The organism is Kitasatospora sp. NPDC001095, from assembly GCF_053598615.1.
The window spans coordinates 1-14778 of the sequence record NZ_JBSFKQ010000089.1 but is presented as its reverse complement, the minus strand read 5'-3'; the positions used below and the strand labels follow the sequence as shown (position 1 = coordinate 14778).

Sequence of the window (14778 nt, the reverse complement as noted above, 5' to 3'; positions counted from 1 at the left end):
GTGTCCTGCGCAGTGTCCAACGGCCGGTCTACGACGAGTTGATGGCCGAGCAGCTGGCCACCGCCACCGCCCGGGGCGGCCCCGGCGACCTGGCCACACTCCTCACCGGCAACGACACCTGGACGGTGCAGGCTTCCTGATGAGACAAGCGACCAGGACGTACGAGCCGGTGACCGGCGCGGGTGAGGGCTCGGCCCCGAGCCCTCACCCCCACGACGCCGGGGTCGGTGTCATGACCGCGGGACCGCTCACGGCGGCTCCCCCCACCCGGTCCCCCCTGTCGGCGGCCCGGCACTGCCTGGTCGAGTCCCGACCGGTGGTGCAGATCGTCTTCCTGATGCGGTTCCTGGTGGGCGCCGTCTGCGGGGCGGTCGGCGGCGACGGCTGGTCGGCCGGCGGGGTGCTGCTCGGCGGGCTGGCCATGACCTGCGCGGTCATGGCGGCCTACCTGCTGAACGGCGTGATGGACATCGCCGAGGACCGGGCGAACGGCTCGCGGCGCCCGATCGCCCGCGGCGCCCTGCGCCTGCGGACGGCGGCCGCCGGGGTGCGGTTCCTGTCCGGTGCCGCCCTGGTGCTGTCGGTGTTCGTGCCGGGAGAGTTCTGGTTCATCGTGCTCTCCCTCTTCCTGGGCTACGCCTACTCGGTGCCGCCGCTGGCCGCCAAGCGGCGCACCGCGACCAGTGCCGCCGCGGTGATCGCGATGGGGGCCTCCAGCTACCTGGCCGGCGCGGTCTCCGCCGGCGGCGGCGGGATCTCGGAGGGGCCCCTGCTGTTCTGCGGGCTGCTGGCCCTGTGGATGGGCTTCGTGGGCGCCGTCACCAAGGACCTCGGCGACATCGCCGGCGACCGGGAGGCGGGCCGCCGCACCATCGCGGTGGTGTACGGCGAGCGGACGGCCAGGCTGTTCGCCGCGGTCTCGGCCATCGCCCTGGGGGCGGCCGGGCTGCTGCTCGGACTCCGCACCGAACTGCTGCTGGCGGGCGCGGTGCCGCTGGCCTCCGGGGCCGGCTGGGTCGCGGTGCGCTGCCTGTGGCCGGACAAGGAGCGGGCCCGCGGCCCGTACCGGGCGTTCATGGTCACCCAGTACGCGGCGAACGCGGGCCTGGCCCTCGGTCTGCTCGTCGGGAAGTGATCGCGATCCGCTGCTCACCGACCGATCAGTCGCGCGGACTGGGCCTTGTTGACGGCGTCGAGCCGGGTGGTCGCTTCCAGCTTGGTGAAGATGTTCCGCAGGTGCCGCTTGACCGTGCCCTCGGTGATGCCGAGCCGGCGCCCGATCTGCCGGTTGCTCATGGCCTCGGCCACGCAGGTGAGCACCTCCAGCTCGCGCGAGGTGAGGACGTTCTGCGGCTCGGGCCGCTCCGCCGGGCGCGGTGGTCGGGCGGTGGGCCGCTGCGGGGTGAACAGGATGGTGCCCCCGGCGACGGCGCTGCGCACCGCGGCGAGCAGCACCTCCCGGGTGGCCGACTTGTGGAGGTAGCCGAAGGCTCCCTCGGAGAGCAGGGAGTGGACGAGCTCGTCGTCGTCGTGCATGGTCAGGACGACGATGCGGGAGTCCGGGACGGCGGTCTTGAGCTGCCGTACGGTCTCGATCGGGCCCGGCCCGGGCATCTCCAGGTCGAGCAGGATGACGTCCGGCTGCAGTTGGACCGCCTGGTGGACGGCCATCGGGCCGTCGCCCGCCTCGCCGACCACGGTGATGTCGGGCTCCCTGGTCAGCAGGTTGCACAGGGCGGTGCGGAGCAGGACGTGGTCGTCGGCCGCGAGGACGCGGACCTGGGAATCGCTCATGAGACGTATTCACCGGAGCAGTCGACCGCCGGCAACGGTATTCGGAACTGGATCCGGGTGCCCTTTCCGTTGATGTTGGCGACCGACAGGGTGCCGCCCATGGCGGTGGTCCGCTCGCGCATGGAGACCATGCCGTTGCCGCTCTGGAACTTGGACGCGGACAGGTCGATGCCCTTGCCGTTGTCGGTGACCCGGGTCTCGAGCACGCCGTCGCCGAGGTTCACCTCGACCTGGATGCTGGTGGCCCCCGAGTGCTGGTAGGCGTTGCGCAGGCACTCCCGGATGATCAGGAAGACCTCGTCGTGTTGGAGCGCGGTCATCTCCGTGGTGCCGCCCTCGACGTGGATGTCCACCACGGTGTCGGCCGGGCAGGACAGTTCGACGTAGTCGAGCAGCCGCTTGTGGAAGCTGGTGCGGCTGCGCGGTGCGCGCAGGCCGTTCACCAGCTCCCGGACGAACCCGAAGGTGTCCTGGAGCGCGGTCTTGGCCTCCTCGATCCGGGCGGAACCCGGTCCGGGACCGCCGGCCTCGGCCTCGGCCTCGTGGAGTTCGAGCAGGCGCATGGCCAGGCCGAGGCTGCTGCCGATCCGGTCGTGGATCTCCCGGGCGAGCCGGGCCCGTTCGGCGGAGTTGATCCGGTTGACCCCGCGCATCAGGAAGGCGTCGTAGCCGATCAGCGCCGCCTGCACCCGGCTGTGGACGCTCTGGTGCAGGGCTCTCACCGCACGCCGCATCCGGACGAGTGCCACGTCGTCCGGCAGGCAGGCCATCATGTCCGGTAGCGCGTCGAGGACGATGTCGGTGAGGATCTGGGCGGCCCGGAGTGACTCCATGGCGGGGATGTGCTGGAGCGCCCGACGGGCGCCGAGCTCCAACGAGGAGAACTCCGCGTCGAATTGCTCGGGGAGTTCGGCACGGGGGCCGTGGATGGCTCTGATGCAGTCGGCCATGATCTCGCGGGCCTGCTGCTCGCACTCCGGCCACACCGTCTCCTCGAGGACCAGGAGACTGCCCGCGGAGCGCAGCGCCTCCGCGTAGGCCGCGATGGCCGAATCGACGACCTTCTCCAGCCCGCAGGGATCGGGTGTCAATACTTTGGCAACCACTCTGTTTCCCCCCATTCATCCATGGCCGACGTTCCCAGTGGCCCGGTCACGACCGTCCATGCAGCGTCGATCATATGCACAATGACGTCGCTGTCTGTCAACTGGATGTTACGGATAAGGGCAACGGCGAACCGGGGGCGTCCGGCTGGATCGTAGACGAACCACGTCTGAGGGGAGCGGGCGCTTCCAGAGAGTGGTGTCGTGATGGCATTCCGTAGCCGTCACCCCTCGAGGTCGAGTGCCTCCCAGTGCCGGCGCGAACCGTCCGTGACCACCCGGCCGAACAGGACGTCGGCGAAGTGACCGCCGAAGCCCAGCGTGTCCGGGGTGGACAGCTCCCGGAGGATCCGCAGCCGGGAGTCCACCGAGACGTCCCGTGCGGAGTCCACCAGCACCCGCCACTCCGGCCGCTCCACCTGCACGGCACTGTGCAGGGCGTCACCGATGACGACGAGCCGCCGCCCGCCGGACGAGATGATGTACGAGGTGTGGCCGAGCGTGTGGCCGGGGGTGTTCCAGGCCGTGACGCCCGGGAAGATCTCCTGGCCGTCCGTCGCGCCGACCGCGTTCTCCTGGAGGTGCCGCGCGGCGGCGGCCGACGGCGCGCCGTGCCAGCCGCGCCACTCCGTCAACGAGGTGACGAACCGGGCGGAGCCGAAGAGCAGCCCCGAACCGTTGGCGTTCGGGGCGAAGGCCCAGCCCACGTGGTCCTCGTGGAGATGGGTGAAGGCCACGGTGTCGACGGCCTCGGGCGCCAGACCGTGCGCGGCCAGGCCCGCCGGCAGCCGCCCGCCCTCCTCCGCGCCGAGGAAGGGGTAGCTGTCGGCCGGTGACGTGCGGCGCGGCCCGTAGCCGGTGTCGATCAGCAGCGCCCGGCCCCGGTGCTCGACCAGCAGGCTGCCGACGGATGCGACCAGGTAGCCGCCCTCGTCGAGGTGGTCGGAGTGTCGCTGCCAGTCGCCGCCGCCGGTCTCGGGGAACCAGGCGCGCGGAATCAACTGGACGAATCCGTCCGGAAGGTAGGTCAGCCGGTGATCACCGAATTCCAGCGTACGGGTGGGGGAGATTCGGCGGAGCCGCTCGCCCCTCTCCGCTGCCGTCGGGGATTGGGCTGGCTGCTGCGGGTACGGCACGTCTTCGACCACGTGGATCACGGTAGACGGGTTGCTCCCCATCTTTCAACGTTCGCCGACTGCGGCGACGGTCACATGCCGATGGTGAACTGTCGACCGTCCGACGGCTTTTGGCCATTCGGTGGGGGAAATGGGCGGCTACGGTCGGTTCGTGCGGCTGATTCGACGGGTGTTCAATCCCGGTTGAGGACGGTGCGGATGACGTCGAGGCGGCTCCTGGATTTCCACAAAAAGCGTTCAACTGACATTAGTTGATGGACGGTCGGATCGAGAAGGATTGCCCGGTGGCACGCGTCGGCAGGGCCGGCGACGGGCTTGACCAGCGATTGACCCGAAGCCGTGGAGCGTCAGGAGGCGATGCCCGGACTTTACCGGGGCCCCGCCGGACCTTACCGGGGACGGCGCGGCGCCGCAGGCCGGTCCGAGGGGCGGGCGGGGCGAGCAGGGGGCGAACAGGGGTCGATGGCGGGCCGCACCGGTCACCGCCGGGGTCGCGGAGCGGCCCGCGCCGCGCCGGGCGAGGGACCCCGGGGTCGGGGCCGCGGCTGGGGACGCGGCCGGTCGGGGTCGCGGTCGGGGTGGGGGACGTAGGGGGACTGCTAGGGGTTGGTGCGGATTCGGGGCGGCCGTAGCGTGCCGGTGATCGCGTGTGCCGGGGCTCGGGGCCGGCCGGCGGTCGAACCGGTGGCCCGCGGGCGCCGCAATCCTTCACCGAACCAGGAGGTCCGGCGCGATGACAACCGCAGCAGGTGTGAGTCGCGTGGTACCCGGCCGCGGGGCTCGCCCGGCCGGCGGTCCGGCGACCGGTGAAACGGGTGCGCCGGTGGAGGATGCCGTCGCCGTCGTCGGGGTGGCCTGCCGGCTCCCCGGGGCGGACGGACCCGACGCGTTCTGGGCGATGCTGAGGGAGGGCCGCAGCGCCGTCGCCGAGGCGACGGTCGAGCGCTGGGGCCGCGACCTCGGCGAGCACGCCGCCCGGCACGGAGCGTTCCTGGACCGGGTCGACCTCTTCGACGCCGGCCTGTTCGGCGTCTCGCCGCGCGAGGCCGCCGCCATGGACCCGCAGCAGCGGCTCGCCCTGGAACTCGGCTGGGAGGCCCTGGAGGACGCCGGCACCGCCCCCGACCGGCTGTCCGGCACGGCCACCGGCGTCTTCCTCGGCACCATGAACGCCGACTACGCGCTGCTCGCCGACCGCCTCGGCCCGGACGCCATCGGCCGGCACACCCTGACCGGCTCGCAGCGCTCCATCATGGCCAACCGGCTGTCCTACACCCTCGGCCTGCGGGGCCCCAGCCTGTGCGTGGACACCGGCCAGTCCTCCTCACTGGTGGCCGTGCACCTGGCCGCGGAGAGCCTGCGCCGGGGCGAGAGCGAGCTCGCGCTGGCCGGCGGCGTACAGCTCAACCTGGTGCCCGAGACGGCCCTGGTGGCCGAGGGCTTCGGCGGGCTCTCCCCGGACGGCCGCTGCTTCACCCTCGACGCCCGCGCCAACGGCTACGTCCGCGGCGAGGGCGGCGCCCTGGTCGTGCTCAAGCCGCTCGACCGCGCGCTGGCCGACGGCGACCGCGTCTACGCCGTCATCCGCGGCGGCGCCGTCAACAACGACGGCGCCACGCCCGGGCTGACCACGCCCGACCCGGCCTCGCAGCGCGAGGTCGTCGAACTGGCCTGGCGGCGGGCGGGGATCCCCACCGACGGCGTCCAGTACGTCGAACTCCACGGCACCGGCACCAGCGTCGGCGACCCCGTCGAGGCCGCCGCGCTCGGCGCGGCACTGGCCGCCGGGCGCGTCGACCGGCCGCTGCAGGTCGGCTCGGCCAAGACCAACGTCGGACACCTGGAGGGCGCCGCCGGAGCCGTCGGCCTGCTCAAGGCCGTCCTCAGCATCCACCACCGGGAACTGGTCGCCGGCCTCAACCACGAAACCCCCAACCCGGCCCTCGACCTGGCCGCCCTCGGCCTGAGCGTGCGGCGGCACACAGGCCCGTGGCCCGAGGCCGACCGCCCGCTGCTGGCCGGCGTGAGCTCCTTCGGCGTGGGCGGCACCAACTGCCACCTGGCGCTGTCCGAGACGCCCCGGCCGACCACCCCGGGCGGCGAGCACCCCGCGCCGGCCGGGCGGCAGTTCGCCTGGCCGGTGCACGGCCACGGCGAACCGGGCCTTCGGGCCCAGGCGCGGCGCCTGCACACCCACCTGACGGAGCACCCGGACCTCGACCCGGCCGACGTCGCGCACACCCTCGCGGTCGGGCGGGCGGCGCTGCGCCACCGCGCCGTCGTGGTGGGCGCCGACCGGACCGGGCTGCTGGCCGGGCTGGCGGCGGTGGCCGCCGGCGAGGAGGCCGGCGGGGTCGTCCGGGGTGCGGCCGAGGCCGGGAAGCTGGCGTTCCTGTTCACCGGACAGGGAGACCAGCGGCTCGGCATGGGCCGGGAGCTGTACGAGGCCTTCCCGGTGTTCGCGGACGCCTTCGACGCGGTCTGCGCGCGGGTCGAACTGCCGCTGCGCGAAGCGGTGTTCGGGTCGGACGCGGAGCTGCTGGGGCGGACCGAGTACGGGCAGCCCGCGCTGTTCGCGCTCCAGGTGGCGCTGTTCCGGCTGTACGAGAGCTGGGGCGTGCGGCCGGACTTCCTGGCCGGGCACTCGCTCGGCGAGCTGGCGGCCGCGCACGTCGCGGGCGTGCTGTCGCTGGACGCCGCCACCACCCTGGCGGCGGCGCGCGGACGGCTGACCCAGGAGCTGGCGGCGGGCGGTGCGATGGTGGCGGTCAAGGCCGCCGAGGCGGACGTCCTGCCATTGCTGACCGACAACGTCAGCGTCGCCGTGATCAACGGCCCGACGTCGGTGGTGATCTCCGGCGACGAGTCCGAAGCCCTGGCCCTCGCCGGGAAGTTCGAGAAGTGGAAGCGGCTCAACATCCCGTTCTCGTCCCACTCGCCGCTGGTGGAAGGGATGTTGGAGGAATACCGCCGAGTCGCCCAGGGGCTGACGTACACCGCGCCGCGGATCCCGGTGGTGTCCACCGTGACGGGAACGGTCGTGACGGCCGAGGAACTGTGCTCTCCCGAGTACTGGGTGCGGAACGTCCGCCAGTCCGTGCGCTTCCTCGACGCGATGCGCACCCTGGAGGCCCAGGGTGCCACCGCCTACCTGGAGTTGGGACCCGACGGCGTGCTGTCCGCCGCCGGCCCCGACTGCCTGACCGGCGCGGGCGGCGTGTTCGCGCCCTCTCTGCGGGAGGGGCGGGACGAGCTCCGCACGGCGATGGGCGCCGCGGCGACCGCGTACGCCAACGGGGGTCCGGTGGACTGGGCGGCCCTCGGCGGCGGCCGCCGGGTGCCGCTGCCGACGTACGCCTTCCAGCGGGAGAGCTACTGGCTGTCCGGGGCGCAGGCCGCTCCGGGCGCGCTCGGCCAGGCCGTTCCGGGGGCGCCCGGCCAGACCGGCCCGGCGGAGGCCCGGCAGGAGACGGCGGGCACGGAGGGCCGCCTGAGCATCTGGCGGGACCGCGTCGCGGGCACCTCCGAGTCCGAACGCGAGCGGCTGCTGGCCGAGTTGGTGCAGCACCAGGTGGCCGTGGTGCTCGACTACCCGGGCGCCGGGGCGGTCGACGTCACCGCGTCCTTCAAGCAGCTCGGCTTCGACTCGCTGACCGCCGTGGAGCTGCGCACCCGACTGGCCGCCGCCACCGGGCTCGACCTGCCCGCCAGCCTGCTCTTCGACTACCCGCGGCCCGCCGTCCTGGCGCGTGAGCTGGTGGACCGGCTCCTCGGCACCACGGAGGGGACGGCGGCCGACGAGACCCCGGCCGGCGGACCGGAGCCGATCGCGATCGTCGGCATGGCCTGCCGCTACCCGGGCGGGGTCGCCTCGCCCGAGGACCTGTGGCGCCTGGTGACGGACGGCGCGGACGCCGTCGGCGGCTTCCCGGCCGACCGCGGCTGGGACCTCGCCTCGCTCTACGACCCCGATCCGGCCAACCCCGGCACCTCCTACACCCGCCAGGGCGGATTCCTGGACGGCGTCGGCGAGTTCGACGCCGGGTTCTTCGGGATCTCGCCGCGTGAGGCCCTCGCGATGGACCCCCAGCAGCGGCTGCTGCTGGAGACCTCCTGGGAGGCCTGCGAGCGCGCGGGCATCGACCCGTCGACGCTCCGGGGCAGCCGGACCGGCGTCTACGTCGGCGCGATGTCGCACGACTACGGGCCGCGGCTGCACGAGGGCGCCGACGGCCTCGACGGATACCTGCTGACCGGCACCACGGCGAGCGTGATGTCGGGCCGCGTCTCCTACACCCTCGGGCTTGAGGGCCCCGCGGTCACCGTGGACACCGCGTGCTCCTCCTCGCTCGTCGCCCTCCACCTGGCCGTCCGGGCGCTGCAGCGCGGCGAGTGCGGCACGGCGCTGGCCGGCGGCGTGGCGGTGATGTCCACCCCGGGCATGTTCGTGGAGTTCAGCCGCCAGCGCGGGCTCTCGGCGGACGGCCGCTGCAAGCCGTTCGCGGCCGCGGCGGACGGCACGGGTTGGGGCGAGGGCGCGGGCATGCTCGTCCTGGAGCGCCTGTCGGACGCCGAGCGCCTCGGGCACCCGGTGCTCGCGGTGGTGCGCGGCAGTGCGATCAACCAGGACGGTGCCAGCAACGGCCTGACCGCCCCCAACGGGCCGTCGCAGCAGCGGGTGATCCGCGCGGCGCTGGCCGACGCCCGACTGTCGGCCGGTGAGGTCGACGTCGTGGAGGCGCACGGGACGGGTACCCGGTTGGGTGACCCGATCGAGGCGCAGGCGCTGCTGGCGACGTACGGGCAGGAGCGCGGCGGGGACCCGCTGTGGCTCGGGTCGCTGAAGTCGAACATCGGTCACACTCAGGCGGCGGCCGGTGTCGGTGGCGTGATCAAGATGGTCATGGCGATGCGGGCGGGCGTGCTGCCCAAGACCCTGCACGTGGACGAGCCCTCGCCGTTCGTGGACTGGTCGGCGGGGGCGGTCGAGCTGCTGACCGAGGCGCGGGGCTGGCCGGCGGGCGGACGGCCCCGTCGGGCCGCCGTGTCCTCCTTCGGGGTCAGCGGGACCAACGCCCATGTGGTGCTGGAGCAGGCGCCGGAGTCCGAGGCTTCCGCGGCGCCGACGGCCGACGGTGTGGTGCCGTGGGTGCTGTCGGCCCGGAGTGAGGCCGCGCTGCGGGAGCAGGCGCGGCGGCTCCGCGGGTGGATGTCCACGACGGAGGCCGACCCGGCCGACATCGGGTACTCCCTCGCCGCCACCCGGACCGCGTTCGAGCACCGGGCCGTGGTGATCGGCGACGGGCGGGATGAGCTGCTGACGGCGCTCGACGCCGTCGCCCGGGGCGAGGCCGCCGCCGGTGCGGTGTCCGGGCGGGTGCGTTCGGGGCGTCCGGTGTTCGTGTTCCCGGGTCAGGGTTCGCAGTGGCTGGGCATGGCGCAGGGGCTGCTGGCGGATGAGCCGGTGTTCCGTTCCCGGATGGAGGAGTGCGCCAAGGCGCTTGCTCCGCATGGGGATTGGGATCTGCTGGAGGTCGTCTCGGGTGGGGACGGCGGGTGGATGGAGCGGGTGGACGTGGTCCAGCCGGTGCTGTTCGCCGTGATGGTCTCGCTGGCTGCCCTGTGGCGTTCGTGCGGTGTGGAGCCGTCGGCGGTGGTGGGGCACTCGCAGGGCGAGATCGCCGCCGCTGCCGTCTCCGGCGCGCTCTCGCTGGAGGACGCGGCGCTGGTGGTGGCGCTGCGCAGCCAGGTGATCATCGAGCTCTCGGGTCTGGGCGGGATGGTGTCCGTTCCGCTGCCCGTGGAGAGTGTCCGCGAGCTGCTGTCCGGCCGGGATGGAATCTCGATCGCTGCGGTCAACGGCCCCAGCTCGGTGGTGGTTTCGGGCGATGCCGGTGCCCTGGATGAGCTGATGGAGCACTGCGCCGGGCAGGAGATCCGGGCGCGTCGGATCGCGGTGGACTACGCCTCGCACTCGGCGCACGTCGAGCGCATCGAGGCCCGCCTGGCCGAGCTGCTGGCCCCGGTCACGCCCCGGGTGCCGGAGGTGCCGTTCCACTCCACCGTCACCGGTGAACTGATCGACTCGGCGGCGCTGGACGCCGGGTACTGGTACCGCAACCTCCGCCAGACGGTGGAGTTCGCGTCGACCGTCGACGCCCTGCTGGCCTCGGGCCACTCGCAGTTCGTCGAGGTGAGCGCCCACCCGGTGCTGACCGTCGGCATCCAGGAGGCCATCGACGCCGCCAACGCCGAGGCGAGCGTCCAGGGCACCCTGCGCCGTGACCAGGGCGGCCGGGAGCGCTTCCTGACCGCCCTCGCCGAGGCCTGGTCCAACGGCGCGTCCGTCGACTGGGCCGCCCAGTTCCCCACGGCCCACCGCATCGACCTGCCCACCTACGCCTTCCAGCGCGACCGCTACTGGCTCGCCCCCGCCAAGCCGGGCGCCGGAGCCGTGAGCGAAGCGGGCCTGGGCGCGGCCGACCACCCGCTGCTGGGTGCTGTGGTGGCGCTGGCCGACCGCGACGGGCACGTCTTCACGGGCCGCCTGTCGGTGCAGACCCAGCCGTGGCTGGCGGACCACGCGGTGGCCGGCACGGTGATCCTGCCGGGTACGGCGTTCGTCGAGCTGGCCGTCCGCGCGGGTGACCAGGCCGGTTGCGACGTGCTGGAGGAGCTGACCCTGGAGGCGCCGCTGGTGCTGCCCGTCCAGGGTGGCGTGGCGGTGCAGGTGGTGGTCGGTTCGCCCGACGCCGACGGCCGCCGCGAGGTGGAGGTCTACTCCCGCCCCGAGGACGCGGCGCCTGACGAGCCGTGGACCCGCCACGCCACCGGCACCCTCGGTCGGGCCCGCGACGCCGCGGCCGGATTCGCGGAGGCCGAGTGGCCGCCCCGCGACGGCGTCGCGATCGACGTGGACGCCCTCTACGAGCGGCTGGACGCCGCCGGGTTCACCTACGGTCCGGCGTTCCGGGGCCTGCGGGCCGCCTGGCAGCGCGGGGACGAGATCTTCGCCGAGGTCGCCCTCGCATCGGAACAGCAGTCCGAGGCGGGCGGGTTCGGGCTGCACCCCGCGCTGCTCGACGCGGCCCTGCACGCCGCCGGGTTCGCGGTGCTGATCCAGGACGACGGCCCGGGCCGGCTGCCGTTCTCCTGGCGCGGTGTCCGGCTGCACTCGGTCGGCGCGTCCGTGCTGCGGGTGCGGCTGACCCTGACCGGGTCCGAGGAGCTGTCGCTGGCCGTCGCCGACGCGGCCGGGGCCCCGGTGCTCGACGCCCGATCGCTGATGCTCCGTCAGATGCGCCCTGTGACAGGGGAGAGCGAGGCCGGAAGCCTGTATCGGGTGGAGTGGTCGGCCCTCCCGTCCGGCTCCCCGGCCGAGCCCGCCTCCGCCGACTGTGCCGTGCTCGGCGCCGACGGGCTCGGCGTCCGCAGCGCGCTGAAGGCCGCGGGCCTGTCCGTGGCGCACTACCCGGAGCTTTCGGCGCTCACCGCCGAGGCGGGGGCCGGCCGCGCCGTGCCCGCCACGCTGTACGTGCCGATGACGGCCGGCAGCGAGGGCGGGGACGACCTGGCCGACGAGACCCACCGTGCCACGCTGCGGGCACTGGACGTCCTCCAACACGTACTGGCGAACGGGGAGTTTGAGCGGACCACCATCGTCGTGGTGACCCGCGGCGCGATCGCGGCGGGTGCCGGCGAGACGGTGTCGGACCTCTCGCACGCGCCGGTCTGGGGCCTGCTGCGCACCGCGCAGTCGGAGAGCCCCGGCCGCTTCGTCCTGGTGGACCTCGACGACGCCGACCGCTCGCGGCTGCTGCTGGCCGCCGCGGTGGCCACCGGTGAGGCCCAACTCGCCCTGCGGTCCGGGGAGATCCGCGTGCCCCGGCTCGCCCGCGCGCTGCCCGCCGGCGAGGCCGAGGCGTACGCCGCAGCAGTCCCGCGCCTCGACCCGAACGGCACCGTCCTGATCACCGGCGCGACCGGCGCCCTCGGCGGGCTGCTCGCCCGCCACCTGGTCACCGCGCACGGCGCCCGCCACCTGCTGCTGCTCAGCCGCAGCGGCCGGGCGGCGGCGGGCGCGGCCGAGCTGGAGGCCGGGCTCCGGGAGCTGGGCGCCGAGGTGGAGCTGGTGGCCTGCGACGCGGCCGACCGCGCCGCGCTCGCCGCCCTGCTGGACACCGTCCCTGCCGACCACCCGCTCACCGCCGTCGTCCACACCGCCGGTGTGCTCGACGACGGCGTGATCCCCGCGCTCACGCCGCAGCGGGTCGCGGCCGTCCTGCGGCCCAAGGTCGACGCGGCGCTGGCCCTGCACGAGCTGACCGCCCACCTCGACCTGGACGCCTTCGTCCTCTTCTCCTCCGTCGCCGCCACCCTCGGCAACGGCGGCCAGGGCAGCTACGCCGCGGCCAACGCCCTGCTGGACGCCCTGGCCCACCGGCGGCAGGCGGACGGTCTGGCCGCCACCTCGCTGGCCTGGGGATTCTGGGCGCTCCGCAGCGGCATGACCGGCCACCTCGAAGGCGTCGACGTGGCCCGGATGGAGCGGTTCGGCCTGGGGGCCCTGCCCTCGGAGGCCGGGCTCGCCCTGTTCGACGCCGCGCTCGCCGGCGGGGCGGCGGCGTACGTCCCGGCCCGGCTGGAACTCGCCCCGATCCGCGGCAGGGCCCGCGCGCTCGGTGAGGTGCCGACGATGTTCCGCGGCCTGGTCCGGGTGCCGGAGCGCCGTGCCGCGGCCGCCGCCGACGGCGCGTCCGACGTCCGGTCCTTCGCCGACCGCCTGGCGGCGGCCCCGGCCGATGAGCGGGCCGGGCTGGTGCTGGACCTGGTCCGGGCGCAGACCGCCGCCGTCCTCGGCCACGCCTCCCGCGAGGCCGTCGACGGGGGCAACGCGTTCAAGGAGCTCGGCTTCGACTCGCTGACCGCGGTCGAGCTGCGCAACCGTCTCAACGCGGTCACCGGCCTGCGGCTGCCGGCCACCCTGATCTTCGACTACCCGACACCCACGGCCCTGGCCGGCTTCGTCCGGCGCGAACTCGCCCCCCGGGACGAGCCGGAGGAGGACCGCTCACTGCTCGCAGAGCTCGACCGGCTGCGGTTCGCGATGTCCACGGCCGAACCGGACGAGCTCGAACGGGACCGGGTGACCGCGCGGTTGGAGTCGCTGCTGGCCGAGTGGACCGGCGGCGGGCGAGACGAGCGCGGCGGTTCCGACGAGGTCGACCTCGGGGCGGCCAGCGACGACGAGATGTTCGCCCTCCTCGACAACGAGCTCGGGCTTTCCTGAAGTGATCACGACCAGTTCCCGGCCTGATACGGCGGAGGTGATGGGCCATGTCCACTGAGGATCGGCTTCGCGACTATCTCAAGCGCGCCACGAACGACCTGATGAAGGCCAAGCAGCGGCTGCGCGAGGTGGAGGAGCGGGACAACGAGCCCGTGGCGATCGTCGGCATGGCCTGCCGCTACCCGGGTGGGGTCGCCTCGCCCGAGGACCTGTGGCGCCTGGTGGCCGACGGCGCGGACGCCGTCGGCGCCTTCCCCACCGACCGCGGCTGGGACCTCGACACGCTCTACCACCCGGACCCGGACCACCCCGGCACCTTCTACGCGCGGGAAGCCGGATTCCTGCGCGACGCCACCGAGTTCGACGCGGGCTTCTTCGGCATCTCCCCGCGGGAGGCGTCGGCGACGGACCCGCAGCAGCGGCTGCTGCTGGAGACCTCCTGGGAGGCCTTCGAGCGGGCGGGCATCGACCCGGCGACGGTGCGCGGTACCAAGGTGGGCGTGTTCACCGGCGTCATGTACCACGACTACGGCTCGCGCCTGTCACAGGTGCCCGCCGACGTCGAGGGCTACCTGGGCAACGGCAGCGCCGGCAGCGTGGCGTCCGGCCGCGTCGCCTTCTCCCTCGGGCTGGAGGGCCCGGCCGTCTCCGTCGACACCGCCTGCTCGTCCTCCCTGGTCGCCCTGCACCTCGCGGTGCAGTCGCTGCGGCAGGGCGAGTGCTCGCTGGCCCTCGCCGGCGGTGTGGCCGTCATGTCGACCCCGGCGACGTTCATCGAGTTCAGCCGCCAGCGCGGGCTCTCAGCGGACGGCCGCTGCAAGTCCTTCGCGGCCGCCGCCGACGGCACCGGGTGGGCCGAGGGCGCGGGCGTGCTGCTGGTGGAGAAGCTGTCGGACGCCCGGCGCCTCGGGCACCCGGTGCTCGCGGTGGTGCGCGGCAGCGCGATCAACCAGGACGGTGCCAGCAACGGCCTGACCGCCCCCAACGGCCCCGCGCAGCAGCGCGTCATCCGCCAGGCCCTGGAGAACGCCCGACTGTCGGCCGGTGAGGTCGACGTCGTGGAGGCGCACGGGACGGGTACCCGGTTGGGTGACCCGATCGAGGCGCAGGCGCTGCTGGCGACGTACGGGCAGGAGCGCGGCGGGGACCCGCTGTGGCTCGGGTCGCTGAAGTCGAACATCGGTCACACCCAGGCGGCGGCCGGTGTCGGTGGCGTGATCAAGATGGTCATGGCGATGCGGGCGGGCGTGCTGCCCAAGACCCTGCACGTGGACGAGCCCTCGCCGTTCGTGGACTGGTCGGCGGGGGCGGTCGAGCTGCTGACCGAGGCGCGGGACTGGCCGGCGGGCGAGCGCCCGCGCCGGGCCGCCGTGTCCTCCTTCGGGGTCAGCGGGACCAACGCCCATGTGGTGCTGGAGCAGGCGCCGGAGTCCGAGGCTTCCGCGGCGCCGACGGC

Annotated in this window: 6 protein-coding genes and 1 pseudogene; 4 read left to right on the top strand and 3 right to left on the bottom strand. The window is 74.0% G+C overall.

The window, feature by feature from the left end; translation table 11 throughout:
* Together ACWDBB_RS35385 and ACWDBB_RS35380 are read left to right on the top strand one after the other, a co-directional pair.
* A pseudogene (locus ACWDBB_RS35385) lies at nt 1-140 on the top strand (2-oxoacid:ferredoxin oxidoreductase subunit beta); the annotation flags it as partial.
* Nucleotides 141-232: 92 nt separating this feature from the next.
* Complete coding sequence (locus tag ACWDBB_RS35380) at nt 233-1135, top strand: UbiA prenyltransferase family protein (protein WP_449793513.1); 903 nt, start codon at nt 233-235, stop codon at nt 1133-1135.
* A 14-nt stretch (nt 1136-1149) separates the two neighbouring features.
* On the opposite strand, the gene ACWDBB_RS35375 is transcribed toward ACWDBB_RS35380, so the two are convergent.
* From ACWDBB_RS35375 to ACWDBB_RS35365, 3 genes are all read right to left on the bottom strand, one after another.
* Nucleotides 1150-1794 (bottom strand): response regulator, encoded by a 645-nt coding sequence (locus tag ACWDBB_RS35375; RefSeq protein WP_449793512.1) that lies wholly within the window; start codon nt 1792-1794, stop codon nt 1150-1152.
* On the bottom strand, nt 1791-2885 hold the full coding sequence (locus ACWDBB_RS35370; protein ID WP_449793511.1) for a sensor histidine kinase: 1095 nt from the start codon (nt 2883-2885) through the stop codon (nt 1791-1793). Before ACWDBB_RS35370 ends, ACWDBB_RS35375 begins: the two co-directional genes overlap by 4 nt.
* A gap of 236 nt (nt 2886-3121) precedes the next feature.
* Nucleotides 3122-4045, bottom strand: a complete 924-nt coding sequence (locus ACWDBB_RS35365) for an MBL fold metallo-hydrolase (RefSeq protein WP_449793510.1) — start codon at nt 4043-4045, stop codon at nt 3122-3124.
* A gap of 811 nt (nt 4046-4856) precedes the next feature.
* Between ACWDBB_RS35365 and ACWDBB_RS35360 the strand changes: the two genes are divergently transcribed.
* Nucleotides 4857-13322, top strand: coding sequence for an SDR family NAD(P)-dependent oxidoreductase (locus ACWDBB_RS35360; protein WP_449793509.1), 8466 nt, complete (start codon nt 4857-4859; stop codon nt 13320-13322).
* 47 nt (nt 13323-13369) lie between these two features.
* On the top strand, nt 13370-14778 hold a 1409-nt coding region (locus ACWDBB_RS35355), incomplete at its 3' end, for a type I polyketide synthase (protein WP_449793508.1).